Raw genomic sequence first — 18,095 nt, forward strand, 5'->3', positions numbered from 1 at the left:
CAGCTTTGCCGGGCCCTAGCCTTCCGGCACGCCGGTCTGCAGGGCCAGCGCGTGCAGCACGCCGCCCATCTGGCCCTTCAGCGACTGGTAGACGATCTGGTGCTGCTGGACGCGGGACTTGCCGCGGAATGACTCGGAAATAACAGTGGCGGCGTAGTGGTCGCCGTCGCCGGCCAGATCGCGGATCGTCACCTCGGCATCGGGAATCGCTGCCTTGATCATCGATTCGATATCACGGGCGTCCATCGGCATCCCAGTCCACCTCCGTCAGGTCGTTCGAATCAGGGCCAGATCGGCCAGATAAACCTAAGGATAAAACCTAGCCCTTGGGGTCTTCTAGGTCATCCCGGGCACACTATATTCCCATTCCCAGCGATTTAAACCTGCATCAATCGGTCACAAGCCATCACACCGAAATGACCAGAAGAGGCGCAGAATCATGAAGCTCCCCGGCCCCGATCATCCCATCACGATCACGCCCAATGCCAAGCGCGTCCGCGTCATCGCCGACGGCGTCGTGATCGCCGAGACCACCCATGCGCTGACCTTGAAGGAAGCGAGCTATCCGGCCGTGCAATACGTCCCCCGGCAGGACGCCAACATGGAGCTGTTGACCCGCACCGAGCGGACCACGCATTGCCCGTACAAGGGGGACGCGAACTACTTCAGCATCAAGGCCAACGGCAAGACGCTGGACAACGCGATCTGGACCTATGAGGAGCCCTTCCCGGCGATGACCGAGATCGCCGGCCACCTCGCCTTCTATCCGGACAAGGTGAAGATCGAGGAAGTCGCCTAGGGTCGCCTGCCGCAAGCGCCGGGCCTCGCCCGGCCTTTGGTCGCGCGCTGACCCAGCCTGCAGAACGGCAATGCCCGGGCGAGGCCCGGGCATGACGTCGGGAGCGCTTGGCCCCGATCCCAGCTATACCCTGAATATCGTGAGCCCGAGGATCAGGAGCACCAGGAAGATCACGACGAACACATAGAACAGAAAGCGCGCGATGTCGGCGGAGGCGGCGGAAATGCCGGTGAAGCCAAGCAAACCCGCGATGATCGATACGACAAGGAAGATCAGCGCCCATTTCAGAATTGTCATTACCCGCTCCTCATCACCGCGCGTGTCCGCCAGGTCGGACGAGAACGCCCGCACCCGACCGCAGTTCCAAAGACGAAACAGCTTCGCCGAGATGACCGACCTCGATACTCCCCCGTCCGGCCGATTGGGCCTTGCTGAATCAGGTTCCCGACTGCAACATCAGGGTGCAGACCCGGCTGGTGGCACCATGAAATCGATTGCTCACGCGGCTCCGGCCGTCGACATCCAGGCAGCACCGAAGCTCCACAAGCGCAATGTCGCGCTGGACCGCGCGCGCACCTTCCTGACCCTCGTCGTGCTGCTGCACCACGCGGTGATCCCCTACACCTATTTCGGGCACACCGACCCGACATCGTGGATCGGCTTCGACTGCGTGGTGCTCGCCACCGACAGCTTCTTCATGGCGATGTTCTTTTTCCTGTCGGGGCTGTTCGTCTGGCCGGGGCTCGGCAACAAGCCATGGCTGATCTTCCTGCGCGACCGGCTGCTGCGGCTCGGCCTGCCGTTCGTGATCTGCGCTGTCACGATCATTCCGATCGCCTATTACGCGATCGCGCTGCGCGCGACGCCGGGGCTGAGCTTCTCCGAATTCTGGTGGAAAACCATGACGGTCGGGCCGTGGCCAAGCGGCCCGATCTGGTTCGTCTATGTCCTGATGGCCTTCGACCTGACGGCGAGCATGCTGTACCGGGTGTCGCCGCGTCTGCTCGATCCGATCAACCGTCTGTCGATCAAGGGATTTCAACGTCCCTCGAAGTTCTGGCTGTTCCTCGTCATCGTCAGTGTCGCCGCCTACCTTCCGATGCTGGTCCATTACGGCCAGAACTACTGGTTCGAGTTCGGGCCGTTTTCGGTGCAGGCGAGTCGCGTGCTGCTGTACGCGTCCTATTTCTTCATCGGCGCGGGAATCGGGGCGGCGAACCTCGAGGGTGGCGTGCTCAGCGCGCACGGACGGCTGACCGAGCGCCGCTGGTTCTGGACCGGCATCACGCTGATCCCGTACTGTTTGATGTGGGTGATGATCTACATCAAGCGCATGATCATCGGTAACCCCGATCCGCTGCCCGGCTGGTATCTCGGAATCTACGGTACCTTCTATGTGCTGTTCAGCGCCTCGATCCTGTTCGCGATCCTGGCCTACTTCCTGCAATCGAAATCGTCGGGCCCGACGCTGCTCGACCGGATGCAGGGCGACGCCTACGGCATGTTCCTGGTGCACTATCCGATCGTGCTGTGGCTGCAATACTGGCTGTTCGATATGGATCTGCCGGCCTTCGCCAAGGCCGCGATCGCGTTCTTCGCCACCGTGGCGCTGAGCTGGGCGGTCACGGCCGTGTTGCGCAAGATTCCCGGCTCGAGATACGTGCTTTAGTTCGATGAAGCCGTAGGATGGGTAGAGCGCAGCGAAACCCATCACTTTCGTGCCGTGCATCGAGATGGTGGGTTTCGCTGCGCTCTACCCACCCTACGCCTACGCAGCGATCTCGCCCCTCGCCGCCACGCTTTCCAGCCGCGGGGCGGCCGCGGCGCGATGGTCGCGGGCGATCAGGATGTAGAAGGTCGGCAGCACGAACAGCGTGAACAGCGTGCCGATCAGCATGCCCATCACCACGACGATGCCGATGGCGAAGCGGCTCGCGGCGCCGGCGCCGTCGGCATAGAGCAGCGGGGCAAGGCCCGCGACCATCGCGGCTGTCGTCATCAGCACCGGCCGCATCCGCACCGCGGCCGCCTTCTGGATCGCGGCGACCCGGTCGAGCCCTTCGTGGTGCTGGATCTCGTTGGCAAAGCTCACCATCAGGATGCCGTGCTTGGAGATCAGCCCGATCAGGGTGACGAGGCCGATCTGGGTGTAGATGTTCAGCGTGGTGAAGCCGAAATACAGCGGCAGCAGTGCGCCGCAGACCGCCAGCGGCACCGTGACCATGATCACCAGCGGATCGCGAAAACTTTCGAACTGCGCCGCCAGCACCAGGAAGATCACGATCAGCGCCATGCCGAAGGTGACGATGAGACGGTTGCCCTCCTGGACATATTGCCGGCTGTCCGACAGCCAGTCGACGGTCATCCCCGGCGACAGCTTCTGCGCCTGCATGAACGACACCGCCTGCCCCATGGTGACGCCGGGCCTCAGCACCGCCGAGATCGTCGCCGCGTTCATCTGATTGAACTGCGGCAGCCGGTTCGGCTCCGGCTTGACGTTGACCTTGATCACCGTCGACAGCGGAAACATCTGCCCCGAGCTCGAACGGACGTTGAAGTTTCCGAGCCCTTCCGGCGTGACCCGGTCGGCCTGGCGCACCTGCGGGATCACCTCGTAGGAGCGTTCAAAGAAATTGAAGCGGTTGACATAATTCTCGCCGACCAGCACCGCGAGAGTGTCGGCGATGGTCTGCATGCTGACGCCGGCCTCGGCCGCCTTGGCGTGATCGATGGTGATCCGCGCGGTCGGGCTGTCGAAGGCAAGATCGCTGTCGACGAAGGCGAACAGCCCGCTCTTCCATGCGGCCCCCTTCAGCGTCTCGACCTCCTGATAGATGGTGGCGAAATCGCCGGCCGAGCGCACCACCATCTGAAACGGCAGGCCGCCGGTCGCCGCCGGCAGCGCCGCCGGCTGGAACGGCGTCACGCTGGCGCCGAGCACGCCGTAGGACATGCCGTAGAGCTGGTTCTGGATGTCGTTGGCCGAGCGCTTGCGCTTGTCCCAATCGGTCAGGGTGATGCCGCCGAAGGCATGGTTCTGCCCGTCGGTACCGTTGATGAACCAGCTCGCATGGTATTCGGGAAACGAGCGAAACAGCTGCTCGATCTGGTCGGAGGAGCGCGTGGTGTAATCGACGCTGGCATATTGCGGCGCGCGGAGCACGGTGAACACATAGCCCTGGTCCTCGGAGGGCGCGAGCTCGCGCTGGCTGCCGAGGAACAGCACCACGATCGCCGCCAGCACGCCGAATGCCACCAGCAGCACCGCTGCGCGCATCTTGAGCGTCGCGGCCAGCAGCCGGCCATAGCCACGCGACAGCCTTGAGAACTGATGCTCGACAAAACGGGCAAATCGGCCGTGCGAGGTGGCTTCGCCGAGCAGCTGCGCGCTCATCATCGGCGACAAGGTCAGGGCGATGACGCCCGAGACCACCACCGAGCCCGCCAGTGTGAAGGCGAACTCGCGGAACAGGCTGCCGGTCAGGCCACCCATGAGGCCGATCGGCGCATAGACCGCGGCGAGCGTGATCGTCATCGCGATCACGGGACCGATGATCTCGCGCGCGCCAATCAAGGCGGCGTCGCCGGGGCTCCGCCCTTCCTCGATGTGACGATGGATGTTCTCCACCACCACGATGGCGTCGTCGACCACGAGCCCGATCGCCAGCACCATCGCGAGCAGGGTCAGCAGATTGATCGAGAAGCCGAGCGCCAGCATCATCGCGGCGGTGCCGACCAGCGACAGCGGCACGGTGACCACCGGGATCAGCACGGAGCGGAACGAGCCCAGGAACAGCAGGATCACCACCACCACGATCGCGATGGCCTCGGCCAGCGAATGCTGCACCTCCGATATCGAGGCCTTGACGAAGTGCACGATGTTGAAGACGTCGGCGACCTTCAATCCGGGCGGCGCCACGCGGTTGAGGTCCTCGATCACCTTGGCGGTGGCGGCGACGATCTCCAGGGGATTGCCGTCGGGGGTCGGCTGCACCGCGATGTAGACGGTGGGCCTGCCGCTGTCGCGTGCGTTGGAATCGTAGTTCTCGCCGCCGATCTCGAGGGTGGCGACGTCGCCGAGCCGCACCAGGCCTCCGCCGCCGGCGCCGGTCTTGATCACCATCTTGCGGAAATCGTCGAGATTGCGCAGATCGGTCGCCGCGGTGATGTTGGTGACGGTCATCTCGCCGCGCAGCCGCCCCGGCGCCGCCTGCACGTTGTTGGACCGCAGCGCGGCGGAGATATCGGCCGCGGTCAGCCCGCGTGCCGCGAGCTTGAACGGATCGATCCACACCCGCATCGCCAGCGACGATCCGCCCGAGGTGTCGGCCGACGCCACGCCGGGCACCGAGGTGAGCAGCGGCTGCGCCACGCGGGTCGCGAAGTCGGTGATCTGCGCCGGCGTCAGCGTGTCGCTGGTGAAGGCGATGTACTGCACCGCCGAGGCGCCGTCGGTGATCTTGGTGATGACAGGGTCGAACACGCCGGTCGGCATCCGGTACTTGACCTGCTGCACCTTGGCGAGCACCTCGGTCATGGCGCGGTCGGCATTGGCGTTGAGCACCAGCTTGGCCTTGATCTGGCTGAGGCCAAGCGTCGAGTTCGAGGTCATGTACTCGATGCCGTTGGCGGTCGCGATCGACTGCGCGATGACGGACGTGACGAAGCCCTGCATCACGTCCTGGGTCGCACCGGGGAACGAGACGTCGACCTGGATCGTCGCGCTCTCCATGTTGGGATATTGCCGCACCGGCAGCGAGACCATCGCTGCGGTGCCGATCAACAGGATCAGCAGGCTGACGACCGTCGCCAGAATCGGCCGGCGGATGAAGATGTCGGTGAAATGCATGATGCTTGCCTTTGGTCGCCTACCGCTCGCGGGTCAGCGCCCCTTCTCCGGCGTCTCCGCCATGGTCGTCTGGACGGCCGCGCCGGGCATGACGCGGAGCTGGCCCGCGGTGACGATGTGATCGCCGGGCGCAAGCCCCTGCTCCACCACGACACGCTCGCCGATCCGTTGCCCGGTCTTCACGGCGACGCCGACCGCCTTGTTGTCGCGCACCACAAGCACGCTCTCGCCGGATGCGCTGGTCTGGATCGCGGTGACCGGCACCACGATGGCGTCGGCCTGCGGCGGCAGCACGACGTTCACCATCACGAAGAGGCCCGGCCGCAGCAGCCGGTCGGGATTAGGAAACAGGGCTTGCACGAGGACATTGCGGGTGTCCTCGGCGACCTGCGGTTCGATGGCGTTGATCTTGGCCTCGAACACCCGATCGGGGAAAGCATCGGTACGGATCGTCACCGCGCCTCCGACCTTCAGATTTGACAGGCGCTGCTGCGGAACGGTGAAATTGGCATAGAGCTGGTCGAGCGCGGTCAGCGTCGCGAGCGCATCGCCGGCATTGACGTATTGGCCGAGATTGACCTTGCGCAGACCGACCTGGCCCGCGAACGGCGCGCGGATCGTCATCTGCGCGATCTGGGCATCGAGCTGATCGAGCGAGGCGTCGGCCTGCTTCAGATCCTCCTGCCGCTGCTGCAGCGTCTCCTGGGTCACGAAGCCGGACGGAGCGAGGCCCTGCGAACGCTTCTCCTGCAATTGCGCGAAACGTCCCTTGGAGACCGCAACCGCACGCGCGGAGCGCAGCGGCGCGTCATAGAGCTGCACCAGCGGCGCGCCCTCGGCGACATCGATGCCGGCATCGAAATTGATCGCGGTGACGCGGCCGGCAACCTCGGGCGCCAGAATCACCTGACGCACCGCCTGCAGCGAACCGATCGCCTCGATCGAGCGCGGCAAGGTTTCGGTCCGCACCACCATCGCCGCGACCGGCGTCGGCGGGGCTTCGGCGGTGGGCTTGGCCGAGGCGCTGGATCCGCCTGCGCGCCAGGCAAACAAGCCGGCCGCGGCACAGGCGAGCAACAGAACGGTGATGCCGAACGGCCTGGCACGAAGCCCGAGCCAGCGGCGCGACGAAAATGATGCGGACGGCATATTGCTTCCAAGAACGAACCCCGGCGTGTCGGCCGGAAGCTTGCCCCTGCAAGCCCGCAACTGATATAGAACCTCAAGTATGGTTGAGGTCAAGGCTGGGAGCTTGCAGGACTTCTAATCCAGGATTTGCAATGACGCTTGCGCAGGAGCTTTCAGTCGGCGAGGTGGCGCGGCGCAGCGGACTTGCCGTCTCCACCCTTCACTTCTACGAGAGCAAGGGACTGATCGCGAGCCGCCGCACCGGCGGCAACCAGCGCCGCTACATGCGCGGGGTGCTGCGGCGGATCGCGGTGATCAGGATCGCGCAGCGCGCCGGGATCCCGCTGGAAGAGATCAGGCAGACCTTCGCCGCGATCCCGCTCGATCGCGCGCCGACCGTGCGCGAATGGGAGCGCGCGATGCGGGCCTGGACCGAGACGCTGGAGCAGCGCATCAACGATCTCACCGACCTCCGCGACAAGCTGTTCAACTGCATCGGCTGCGGCTGCCTGTCGGTGACCGATTGCCCGCTGCGCAACTGCGACGACAAGCTCGGCGCCCAGGGGCCGGGCCCGCGCATCCTGATCACCGCAGCCGAACGCCGGGCACGGCGCAAGCGGCGGGGCTGACGGCATTTTCGCGGCCGACAAGTTGCGCACAACCTGCCTTTGGTCACATCCCGCCAGGTGATTCTCAGGTATGCTGGCCGGACTGCTTGACCCTAGGGAGTCCTGAGATGAACGACCCTCAAGTTGGATGGATCGCCGCCATCATCGTCGGCGGACTGGCGGGCTGGCTCGCCGAGATGTTCATGAAATCCGGAACCGGCATCTTCATGAATATCATCCTCGGCATTGTCGGCGCCGCGCTGGCGAACTGGCTGTTGGGTCTGCTCGGCGTATCGCTCGGCGGAGGCTGGCTCAGCTATCTCGTCGCCGGCTTCATCGGCGCCTGCATCATCATCTTTGCCTGGCGCGCGGTCCGCGGCGCGACATAAGGCATGATCCGAAGGGATCACGTTCGGAATAGAAATGGCGCGATGATGGGTTCATCGCGCCATTGAATCGTTGCTCGCGGCGCCTGATCCAGCCGGATCAGGCGGCAGTGCCGTGCATGTAGTTCGGCAGCCAGTGCTCGAAGGCGCGCGACAGGCTTTCGACCGCAACCGGCGACTCCCCAGCCACCGCAATCGCGTCGCCGCCGGTGGTGCCGATGCGCGCGCAGGGCACGCCGGCGCCCTTCATCTTGGCCAGCACGAGGCCTGCGTCGGCGGCCGGCACGGTGACGATGTAGCGGGCCTGATCCTCGCCGTACCAGTAGGCATGCGGCACGATCGAGGATGGCGCCGCCATGAGCTGCGCGCCGATGCCGCTGGCGATCGCCATCTCGGCGAGCGCGATCAAAAGACCGCCGTCGGAGACGTCGTGCACCGCGGTCGCGGTGCCGGCATGGATCATGCCGCGCACCACGTCGCCATTGCGCTTCTCGGCGGCGAGATCGACCGGCGGCGGAGCGCCCTCCTCGCGGCCGCAGACGTCGCGCAGATAGACCGACTGGCCGAGCCAGCCCTGCGTGTCGCCAACCAGAAGGATCGCCTCGCCGGCCGCCTTGAACGCCAGGGTCGCGGACTTGGTGAAGTCGTCGAGCAGGCCGACGCCGCCGATCGAGGGCGTCGGCAGGATGCCGCGGCCGTTGGTCTCGTTGTAGAGCGAGACGTTGCCGGACACGACCGGGAAGTCCAGCGCGCGGCAGGCCTCCGAAATGCCCTTCAGGCAGCCGACGAACTGGCCCATGATCTCGGGCCGCTCCGGATTGCCGAAGTTGAGATTGTCGGTGATCGCGAGCGGCCGGCCGCCGACCGCAGTGATGTTGCGCCAGGCTTCCGCGACCGCCTGCTTGCCGCCCTCGAACGGATCGGCCTCGCAATAGCGCGGCGTGACGTCGACGGTGAGCGCAAGGCCCTTCGGTCCGTCCTCGACGCGAACCACCGCGGCATCGCCGCCGGGGCGCTGCATGGTATTGCCGAGGATGACGTGGTCGTACTGCTCCCACACCCAGCGCTTCGAGCACAGCTCGGGCGTGCCGATCAGCTTTTCCAGCGCCTCCGCGATGCCGAGCGGCGGCTTGACGTCCTGCCCGCGGATCACCGGCAGCGCATTCGAGGCGACGTGCGGACGGTCGTAGACCGGCGCCTCGTCACCGAGCTCCTTGATCGGCAGATCGGCCATCACGTCGCCAGCATGCTTGACGACGAAGCGCTTGGTCGGCGTCGTGTAGCCGACGATGGCGAAATCGAGCCCCCATTTGCGGAAGATCGCCTCGGCCTCTTTTTCCTTCTCAGGCTTCAGCACCATGAGCATGCGCTCCTGGCTCTCCGAGAGCATCATCTCGTAGGCGCTCATGCCGGTCTCGCGGGTCGGCACCGCGCTGAGGTCGAGCTCGACGCCGAGATCGCCCTTGGCGCCCATCTCGACCGCCGAGCAGGTCAGGCCCGCCGCGCCCATGTCCTGGATCGCGATCACGCAACCCTTTTCCATGATCTCGAGGCAGGCTTCCAGCAAGAGCTTCTCGGCGAAGGGATCGCCGACCTGCACGGTCGGGCGCTTCTCCTCGGAGGCGTCGTCGAATTCGGCCGAGGCCATCGAGGCGCCGTGGATGCCGTCGCGGCCGGTCTTGGAGCCGAGATAGACGATCGGCATGTTCACGCCGGAGGCCGCCGCGTAGAAGATCTTGTCGGCGTCGGCGAGGCCGACCGCCATGGCGTTGACCAGGATGTTGCCGTCATAGCGGGTGTGGAAACGCACCTGGCCGCCGACCGTCGGCACGCCGAAGGAATTGCCATAGCCGCCGACGCCCGCGACCACGCCGGACACCAGATGCCGGGTCTTGGGATGCTCGGGCGCACCGAAGCTCAGCGCGTTCAGGCAGGCGATCGGCCGCGCGCCCATGGTGAAGACGTCGCGCAGGATGCCACCGACGCCGGTGGTCGCGCCCTGGTAGGGCTCGATGTAGCTCGGGTGATTGTGGCTCTCCATCTTGAAGACCACGGCCTGCCCGTCGCCGATGTCGATCACGCCGGCATTCTCGCCGGGGCCCTGGATCACCCAGGGGGCCTTGGTCGGCAGCCCGCGCAGATGGATGCGCGACGACTTGTACGAGCAATGCTCGTTCCACATCGCCGAGAAGATGCCGAGTTCTGTGAAGGTCGGAACCCGCCCGATCAGCTTCAGGATGCGCTCGTACTCGTCCGGCTTCAGCCCGTGGGCGGCGACGAGTTCGGGGGTGATTTGGGGCTCGTTCTTGGGGTCGTTCTTGGGCGCGTTCATGGGACCCTTAATAGGTAGATAGAACGGGGGCGAAAAGGCCTTTTAGGGCCCATTTCCGGCCTGTCCAGAGCTTTGCGGCAGCTGACCGCGGCCCGGGATCTGCTCCCGGGATTTGCACAATGGGGATGGATCGGATTTAAGGACCCGAACCCGATAATTGAAGGCCATATTTCGTGAACGAGCTCGCCAAAACTGCATTCAACCGCCGCCCCGACCTGCACGTCGAAACCGAGGGCGAATTCGCCGGCTGGCGAACCTGGACCCGGGACAATTTCGAGACCCATACCGGCCCGTTTTACCACCGCATGGACGAGAACGGCCGCATCACCTGCGCGTTCCGGGTCGGCAAGAAGCATCTCAACGGCTCCGGCAACGTCCACGGCGGCTGCTTCATGACCTTCGCGGATTACTGCCTGTTCGCGCTCGCCGGCTCGGTGCTGCAGGGCCCCGGCGTCACGGTGTCGTTCGCCTCGGAATTCCTCGACGCCGCCCGCGAGGGCGACCTGATCGAGTGCACCGGCGAGGTCACCCGCGCCGGCATGTCGCTGATCTTCGTGCGGGGCATGCTGACATCGGCGGAGCGGCCGCTGTTCACCTTCTCCGGCACCATCAAGCGGGTGAAGCGCAGGACGCCGGCGCAGGCAACGGCGTAAAGCGTGTGACGTCTGTGGACGCACGCCGTCATCCAGCCGTTACATCGCCACGGATTGAATCGACAGCACAGCTCTAGCGCGTTGTGTTCACGCGCGTTCTTCGCGTGAGGCAATACGAACTGCGGTTGTGACGCATCGACGCACTGTCGTTGCGTCGTCGCGCGCGCGTCACATGCGCGTCAGGCAAGCCCCCGAAGATTGCTGAACGGTTTCCGTTTGTGCGTTCGCGCAGCGAAGTTGGGGCATTCTCATGAAATTGAAGACGTTCGTTTCCGTTACGACGGCGATGTCGCTTGTCGCATCGCTGGTGTGGACTGCAACTCCGGTGCGCGCCGGTCAAGACGGCGATAATGGTGATCGCGGCGTTGGCGATGCTCGCGGTCATGATCAGGATCAAGACCAGGATCATGACGGCGGTCATCACGGCCGCGAGCCGCGCGTGGTGATGATCTCGCTTGACGGTGCCAAGCCCGATTTCATCCAGAAATTCATCGAGGAAGGCGTACTGCCGCGCGACGGCGGCCTCGCCCGGCTCAGCCGACGCGGCGCAGTGGCGTTGCAGAACGTGACGGCGTCACCGTCGCTCACCGCGGTGTCGCATATTGCCATCGCGACCGGTTCGACGGCGGTCCACAACGACATCCCCTCGAACACGTTCGAGCCGATCGTCGGGCCGATCTCCGGCAGCATCAGCGGCTTTGCGGCGCCGATCGGCGGCTACAGCGAGAATCCGCTCGGGCCGTCGCCGCACCCGACCGCGGTGCCGTTGTGGGTGCAGCTGCGCCAACAGGGCAAGAAGGTTGTCACGGCGACCTGGCCCGGCGGCGACGGCGCCGACATCTCCATCAACAAGACCGTGGTGCAGCCGGCCCAGCCGACCCGCATCACCGACTTCACGGTCCCGTTCGGCGCGTTCGGCGGCATCGGGGCCCAGGGCTTCTCGCTGTCGCGAGGCGACTTCACGGCCGACCCGAGCATCGTGACGGCGCTGCAGGCTGCCGGCCATTTCTCGTTCAGCCCGGTGCTGGTGACCTCGGCACCGATCGAGACGTTCTCCTGCTCGGCCGCGGCAACCGCGACCTGCACCAATGCCTCGACGCTCGATGTCAAATATTCGATCCGCGTCGCCGCGATCGACACCACCAACGATCGCAAGGTGAACTACGACACGCTGGTGTTCTTCGACGCCAACCGCGGCATCACCGCAGGACCGTTCCACGCGCCGTCGACCGGACCGGCCTATGTCAAGTTCGGCGGCGAGAACGCACCGTTCTTCTTTGAAGGCAGCGGGGCGAAGGTTGGTGCCGCGTACTTCGTCTCTGCGCTGTCTCCCGATCTCTCGGTGGTGCGCTTCGCCCGCTACGGCGCCAATTACATCCCGCGCAATACGCCTGTGCTCGCCGACGTCGACGACATCAACAACAACATCGGGTTCTGGCGTCCGCAGGCCGACTTCCGCATTCCGGAGCGCCTGAGCCCCGGCTTCACCAGCTTCTCCGACGTCGAGATCGAGACGATGTTCGAGGACATGGTGAAGACCTTCGTGCGCTACCAGGCCAATATCGGCGAGCGCGCGATCAAGACCCATCCGGACGCCGACCTCGTCATGGTCTATATCGAGCAGCCCGACGGCTCCGAGCACCAGTTCCTGCTGACCGATCCCCGCCAGGGCACCAACCCGACCGATCCGAATTCGATCGGCGCCAACCAGGATGCTGCCAAGGTCAAGCGCTACGCGTCCTACATCCGTTTCGCCTACCAGACGGCCGACAAGGCGGTGAAGCAGATCGCCGATGCGGCGGGCCGCGACAGCAACGTGATCGTGGTGTCGGACCACGGCTTCGCGCCGTTCCACACCTCGGTCAATCTCACCAACATCCTGCGCAACGCCGGGATCGACACCAGCAAGGTCGGGATCCGCACCTCCGGCCCCGCCGCCGACATCTACATCAACCTGCAGAACCGCGAGCTCGGCGGCACCGTTGATCTGGCGACCTACCGCACCCTGGTGGCGCAGATCACTGACGCGGTGAAGAACGCGGTCGACCCCAATGCCCGCTTCAACTACTCACTCAAGGACCAGCGCATCTTCACCGTCGTCGAGACCCGGCCGCTGCAATGCGACGCCGGAACCGGACAATGCATGAGCAAGACCATCGGCCAGGACTATGGCGACGTGTTCGCGCTGATGGCGCCCGGCTACAATTTCGACGGCATCCAGAACCCTGGCGTCGCGCGCCAGGGCGACGCGCCGTTCAACGCGGCAACCACCATGCTGTCGATGCCGAACTTCTATGGCGCCCACGGTCACGACCCCGAGCTTCCGGTGATGAGCGCGACGTTCATCGCCGCGGGCCCGCAGATCCGCAAGGACTCCGTGGTGCGGCACATGCGCAATATCGACGTGGCGCCGACCATCATGCGGATCCTCGGTTCGGCACCGCAGCAGGTCGACGGCGAGGTGCTGGGCCAGGTCCTGCGCTAGAGCATGGTCCGGCATTTCAGGCACAGCTCACGCGATGGACGCCGGAGCGGCGTCCATCGCTGATTCGTTCTCGCCAATCCTGCGCCACTGGCGTTCACCGAACGGAAGTGTCAAAATCAAATTTATTCGCCGTTATTTGAAATGACGCCGTGGTGAACCCCTGCCACCCTCCCGGCGCACCAGGCCCGAACCAGGGGCGACATGTTCACCCGGCTGCACCAGCAGTGACAACCAATTGGGATCAAGTCATGAGCGCGGCAACACCGGAACATATTATGCAGATTGGTCTGGGCTTTTGGGCGTCCAAAACGCTCTTGAGCGCCGTCGAACTGGGCGTGTTCAGTACGTTGGCCGATGGCCCCGCTGACCTGCCGACGCTGCAAAGGACGCTTGCGTTGCATCAGCGATCGGCCCGCGACTTCCTCGATTCGCTGGTGGCGCTCAGATTGCTTGAGCGCGAGAACGGCATCTACAGCAACACCCCGGACACGGACCTGTATCTCGATCGCGCCAAGCCATCCTACATCGGAGGCATTCTGGAGATGGCGAATGCCCGGCTCTATGGCTTTTGGGGATCGCTCACGGAGGCCCTGCGCAGCGGCGAATTGCAGAACGAGGGCAAGGGCGGAGGAGAAGACTTATTTGCGGCGTTGTATGCCGATCCGGATCGGTTGCGGGGATTTCTGACCGCGATGAGCGCAATAAGCGCGGGTGCGGCGCATGCTATTGCCGGCAAGTTCCCTTGGAGCGAGTACAAGACTTTCATGGATCTCGGTTCGGCTCAGGGCATGGTGCCTGCCACGCTCGCACACGACCATCCGCACCTCACCGGCATCGGCTTCGACCTTCCCGCGGTCAAGCCGGTGTTCGAGGAATTTATCGCTCAGCGCGGGCTGGAGGATCGGGTGCGGTTTCGGCGAGGAAACTTCTTCGAGGACCCGCTGCCGGAGGTTGACGTCATCATCATGGGTCACATCCTTCATGATTGGGACCTTGCCAAGAAACGGGCGCTTCTCGGCAAGGCATTCGATGCGCTTCCGAAAGGTGGCGCAATCATTGTTTATGACGCCATCATCGATGACGATCGCCGCGAAAACGCTTTCGGGCTTCTGATGAGCTTGAATATGCTGATCGAAACCGCCGGTGGGTTTGACTACACAGGCGAAGACTGTCAGGCTTGGATGCGCGACGTCGGATTTTCCCGAACGCGGGTCGAACCGCTCGTTGGCCCGGATTCGATGGTGATCGGATTTAAGTAGCGTATCCGCGTGGTCTACCGATCAGTCCGCTTTCCGGACGCCGCTGCCGACGCCGTAAGCGCCTCGAAATTATGCTGCCAATACTGCTCGATCTGCTCGACCAGCGTGGCCGGCAGGGGAACGTAGTTGAGCAATTGAGCCTGCGGCTTGCCGCTCTGCAATGACCAGCGCAGGAAGTCGATCGCGGTAGCCGACCCGTCGGGCGATTTCGGCTGCTTGTGCATCAGGACGAAGGTCGTGGCCGTGATCGGGTATGCGTCCTCGCCGGGAGCGTTGGTGAGGACCTGGTAAAAATCCTGCGTCGTCGTCCAGTCCGCACTCGACGCCGCAGCCTGGAACGATGCGGCGTCCGGAGTGACGAAATTGCCGGCACTGTTCTGCACCAGACCGAAGGAAATCCGGTCAAGCCGTTGCAGCGCGTAGGCATATTCGAGATAGCCGATCGCCCCGGGAATCAAACTGACGAGCGAGGCGACGCCATCATTACCCTTGCCGCCGAGCCCTACCGGCCACTCGACCGACGAGCCCTCTCCGACGCTTGCCTTCCACTGCGCACTGACCTTCGCAAGATAGTTCGACCAATTGAACGTCGTCCCCGACCCATCGAGGCGATGCACGACGGTGATCGCCGTGCGCGGCAGCTTCAGATCGGGATTGACCGCCTGGATGGCCGGATCGTTCCACGATTTGACCTTGCCGAGATAGATGTCGGCGAGCAGCTGTCCGGTGAACTGGATCTGGCCGGGCTTGACGCCCGCGATGTTGACCACCGGCACGACGCCTCCGATCACGATCGGGAATTGCACCATGCCGAGCCTGTCCGGCTCTTTCGGATCGAGCGGCATATCGCTCGTCCCGAAATCGACGGCGGCCTTCTTGATCAGGCCGACGCCGATGCTCGAGCCCACCGATTGATAGCTGACCGTGTTGCCGGTCTTGGCCTTGTAGGCATCGATCCATTTCGCCATCACAGGCGACACGAAGGTTGAGCCCGCGCCCTTGGTCTCCGCAGCAAAGCATTGCGTTGCGACGACGAGTGCAGTGAAAATGATCGGTAATTTGAAATGCTTCGTCATGCTGTTGAGCCTAGCAGGACGAGCCAGACGCCCGTGTGGGCCAAGTCACAAAACGGTAGCATACGCCGGAGGCGTCGGATTGGCACCCGGACGACGCCAGCCTCAGTCCCACAGACGCAGCCCGCCAATTCCTCCAAGCGGGATATCGGCGTAAATTCAATACCCTAGCCTTGCATCGCGCCGCCGCGCTAGATTGCTGCTTCGCGCGCCAATGCGCGAAGGGAGCCAAATCAAGGTGCCGAAGAGCACAGCGAAAACGGGCGGCGTGACGGCTCCCGAGAAAGTGCCCACCTCGCCCACGCCAGCGCCGGGCGCGCGCGGCTGGCGCGACTATGCGCTGCTGCTGGCGCTCGCCTGCTGCTGGAGCTCTACCTATCCATTGACCAAGATCGGGCTCGGCTCGATCCCGCCGGTGACCTTCATTTCCGCGCGCTCGCTGGTGGCCGCCGCCTTCCTGCTCATCGTGCTGCGCATTCGCGGCATCCGCATCCCGACCGACCTCAAGGCCTGGAAGCTGTTCGCCTTCCAGCAGACCATCAACTCCACGATCCCGTTTTTGGTGATCACCTGGGCGCAGCTTTACGTGCCGGCATCCAACACCGTGGTGCTGGCCTCGACGACGCCGATCTTCGCCTTCCTCATCACCTGGGCGATCACGCGACACGAGCCGGCCTCTCTGCTCAAGCTGGTCGGCGCGATCCTCGGCCTCGCCGGCACGGTCGCGATCATCGGCCTCGACGCACTCTCAGGCTTCGGCAAGGAGATCTTCGCCGAGATCGCGATCCTGCTCGCCACCGTCTCGTTCGCCTGCGCCACGATCTTCGGGCTTCGGCTGTCGGACTATGATCCGATGGTCGTGGCGGCCGGCTCGCTGTTGTTCGGCGGCACCGTGCTGCTGCCGGTCGCCCTGATCGTCGACCATCCCTGGACCCTGCACCCGACGCCGCAGGCGCTGGTCGCCACCGTCGTGATGGGCATCTTCTCCAGCGCGTTCGGCCTGATGCTGTTCTACATGTGCCTGACGCGGCTCGGCACGCTGACGACGAATGCGCAAGGTTATCTTCGCATTCCGATCGGCGTCGCGCTGTCGGTGATCCTGCTCGGGGAATCCGTGCCGTCGAATCTCGCGCTCGGCCTCGTGCTGGTCATGGCCGGCGTCGCCGCGATGACGGTGCCGGGCGAAGCAGTCAAACGGTGGCTGCGCAGGCTTTAGCTGCTGCTCATCGAATCTGACAGACCCGCTATTTGCGGTCGCCTATCTCGCTTCACAGCGCGCTTTGCGCTCCTCTTCGGCGCGCTTCGCACGCTCCGATCTCGCCTGCTTTTCCTCCGCCGAAAGCACCTCCTCGATGACCTTCGTCTCTTGTGCGGGTCCATCGTAGGCATCAGCGAATCCGGCGAGCGGCACGGTCAGGCTGATCGGCGAATTGGCCTTATCGAAGGCTTCCAGAGTGAGCGCATGCGCTTGCTTGAGCTGGTCGACCATTTCCGGTCCGGCGTCGTAGTCAGCCGTGCAACCGTAGGCAAAGCAGCCCGCGTAGGGCCGCTCAATCGCTTGTCCCTGATCGATAATGATCCGAACACCACGTTCGACTATCACCCGGGTCGGCAAGAAAACGCGCAACGTCTTCCTGGAATCTCCGGTGCGCGCGATCAGCGCGGCTGCCACGACTGCCCCGCAGTCTATGTTCTCTATCTTCGATCGCCCCTCTCGCCCGACAATGCAGGTGTCGGCTATGCAGAACTTCGTCCAGGGGGATAAGTCAACGTAGCCTGTTCGCCGGCTGCTGGGCCGGCAACCAGCCAAGCAAGCGCCATGCCGGCGCAGCAACGCAAGATCACACGGCGCATGGCCGCTTTCCCCGATCAGACCTGAACTCAGGCTCGTCGCGGACTGTGTCCGCATCAGGGCGTTGCACGCCGCAGAAATGCTACTTCTTGTCGTCCTTCGCAACGTCGCGGGTCACGAGTTGCTGCAGCACCTCGGCGCGCGAGTTCATTGGCGTCGGGTACGACCGTCGACAGGTCGACGAATCGCTTCTTCACCGCTTCGCTCGCACTCGGGCGCAGCCATGCGGGCGACGATGCTGGATCCCGGCTTATTGCACGCTGACCAGCGTGAGGTCGACGAACCACGATTGGGGCGACACAAAACCCTTCACCTTCGGACTCATCGCGCGAGGGTTCAGATCGTGGACAATATAGAGCCAGGGCGGATCGTCGACGAGGCGCTCATGCGCCTTGCGGTAAGCCGCCGAGATCACTTTCGGATCGGTCGCTTCCGAAATCGTCTTGAGTGCGGCTTCGAACTCGTCGTCCTTCCATTGCTCGAAATTGAAACCGTTCGGTGAAAAATTGGCGGCCAGGAAATAGCGCGCCATCACGCCGGCGTCCGACGAAGGCGAGCTGATATTGAGCGCCATGGCGCCGCGCAAAGTTGGGCTGTCGGGCGTGGCCCGGGCCGCCGTCAGAAGCACCTGCCACTCGATGACGTCGAATTCCACATCGACCCCGCAGGCT

Annotated in this window: 16 protein-coding genes; 8 read left to right on the forward strand and 8 right to left on the reverse strand. The window is 64.3% G+C overall.

What is annotated here, in order from left to right:
* Positions 1-15: 15 nt before the first annotated feature.
* Positions 16-252, reverse strand: a complete 237-nt coding sequence (locus ACVIHF_RS20530) for a BolA family protein (protein ID WP_016843470.1) — start codon at positions 250-252, stop codon at positions 16-18.
* 187 nt (positions 253-439) lie between these two features.
* On the opposite strand from ACVIHF_RS20530, the gene ACVIHF_RS20535 reads away from it, so the two are divergent.
* Positions 440-799 carry a DUF427 domain-containing protein gene (locus ACVIHF_RS20535; protein ID WP_057018401.1) on the forward strand — a complete coding sequence of 120 codons (360 nt, stop codon included), beginning with the start codon at positions 440-442 and terminating at the stop codon, positions 797-799.
* A 123-nt stretch (positions 800-922) separates the two neighbouring features.
* Here the strand turns inward: ACVIHF_RS20535 and ACVIHF_RS20540 are convergent, their stop codons facing one another.
* Positions 923-1,096, reverse strand: coding sequence for a DUF1328 domain-containing protein (locus tag ACVIHF_RS20540; RefSeq protein WP_024582607.1), 174 nt, complete (start codon positions 1,094-1,096; stop codon positions 923-925).
* A gap of 187 nt (positions 1,097-1,283) precedes the next feature.
* Between ACVIHF_RS20540 and ACVIHF_RS20545 the strand changes: the two genes are divergently transcribed.
* Positions 1,284-2,468 (forward strand): acyltransferase family protein, encoded by a 1,185-nt coding sequence (locus ACVIHF_RS20545; RefSeq protein ID WP_456780270.1) that lies wholly within the window; start codon positions 1,284-1,286, stop codon positions 2,466-2,468.
* Positions 2,469-2,567: 99 nt separating this feature from the next.
* Here ACVIHF_RS20545 and ACVIHF_RS20550 read toward each other — a convergent pair whose 3' ends face one another.
* Complete coding sequence (locus tag ACVIHF_RS20550; RefSeq protein WP_456780269.1) at positions 2,568-5,648, reverse strand: efflux RND transporter permease subunit; 3,081 nt, start codon at positions 5,646-5,648, stop codon at positions 2,568-2,570.
* 33 nt (positions 5,649-5,681) lie between these two features.
* Entirely contained in the window at positions 5,682-6,797 is a 1,116-nt protein-coding gene (locus ACVIHF_RS20555; protein ID WP_456780268.1) for an efflux RND transporter periplasmic adaptor subunit, read from the reverse strand.
* A 131-nt stretch (positions 6,798-6,928) separates the two neighbouring features.
* On the opposite strand from ACVIHF_RS20555, the gene soxR reads away from it, so the two are divergent.
* A complete protein-coding gene (gene soxR / locus ACVIHF_RS20560) occupies positions 6,929-7,405 on the forward strand; it encodes a redox-sensitive transcriptional activator SoxR (protein ID WP_057018397.1) in 477 nt (158 codons plus the stop codon).
* Positions 7,406-7,512: 107 nt separating this feature from the next.
* Positions 7,513-7,773: a GlsB/YeaQ/YmgE family stress response membrane protein gene (locus tag ACVIHF_RS20565; RefSeq protein ID WP_016843463.1), complete on the forward strand. Its 261-nt coding sequence runs from the start codon at positions 7,513-7,515 to the stop codon at positions 7,771-7,773.
* Positions 7,774-7,870: 97 nt separating this feature from the next.
* Here the strand turns inward: ACVIHF_RS20565 and purL are convergent, their stop codons facing one another.
* Positions 7,871-10,102, reverse strand: coding sequence for a phosphoribosylformylglycinamidine synthase subunit PurL (gene purL / locus ACVIHF_RS20570; protein ID WP_456780267.1), 2,232 nt, complete (start codon positions 10,100-10,102; stop codon positions 7,871-7,873).
* Between the two features lie 173 nt (positions 10,103-10,275).
* Between purL and ACVIHF_RS20575 the strand changes: the two genes are divergently transcribed.
* From ACVIHF_RS20575 to ACVIHF_RS20585, 3 genes are all read left to right on the forward strand, one after another.
* Positions 10,276-10,755, forward strand: a complete 480-nt coding sequence (locus ACVIHF_RS20575; RefSeq protein WP_092088532.1) for a PaaI family thioesterase — start codon at positions 10,276-10,278, stop codon at positions 10,753-10,755.
* Between the two features lie 250 nt (positions 10,756-11,005).
* Entirely contained in the window at positions 11,006-13,240 is a 2,235-nt protein-coding gene (locus ACVIHF_RS20580) for an alkaline phosphatase family protein (protein ID WP_456780266.1), read from the forward strand.
* Between the two features lie 248 nt (positions 13,241-13,488).
* Positions 13,489-14,499 (forward strand): methyltransferase, encoded by a 1,011-nt coding sequence (locus ACVIHF_RS20585; RefSeq protein ID WP_456780265.1) that lies wholly within the window; start codon positions 13,489-13,491, stop codon positions 14,497-14,499.
* A gap of 14 nt (positions 14,500-14,513) precedes the next feature.
* Here ACVIHF_RS20585 and pstS read toward each other — a convergent pair whose 3' ends face one another.
* Entirely contained in the window at positions 14,514-15,575 is a 1,062-nt protein-coding gene (pstS, locus tag ACVIHF_RS20590; RefSeq protein WP_456792433.1) for a phosphate ABC transporter substrate-binding protein PstS, read from the reverse strand.
* A 235-nt stretch (positions 15,576-15,810) separates the two neighbouring features.
* Between pstS and ACVIHF_RS20595 the strand changes: the two genes are divergently transcribed.
* Positions 15,811-16,788 carry a DMT family transporter gene (locus ACVIHF_RS20595; protein WP_253607941.1) on the forward strand — a complete coding sequence of 326 codons (978 nt, stop codon included), beginning with the start codon at positions 15,811-15,813 and terminating at the stop codon, positions 16,786-16,788.
* Between the two features lie 42 nt (positions 16,789-16,830).
* On the opposite strand, the gene ACVIHF_RS20600 is transcribed toward ACVIHF_RS20595, so the two are convergent.
* Positions 16,831-17,244 (reverse strand): invasion associated locus B family protein, encoded by a 414-nt coding sequence (locus ACVIHF_RS20600; RefSeq protein WP_456792434.1) that lies wholly within the window; start codon positions 17,242-17,244, stop codon positions 16,831-16,833.
* A gap of 430 nt (positions 17,245-17,674) precedes the next feature.
* Entirely contained in the window at positions 17,675-18,079 is a 405-nt protein-coding gene (locus tag ACVIHF_RS20605) for a periplasmic substrate-binding domain-containing protein (protein ID WP_253607939.1), read from the reverse strand.
* Between the last annotated feature and the right edge of the window lie 16 nt (positions 18,080-18,095).

The organism is Bradyrhizobium sp. USDA 4506 (assembly GCF_054058795.1).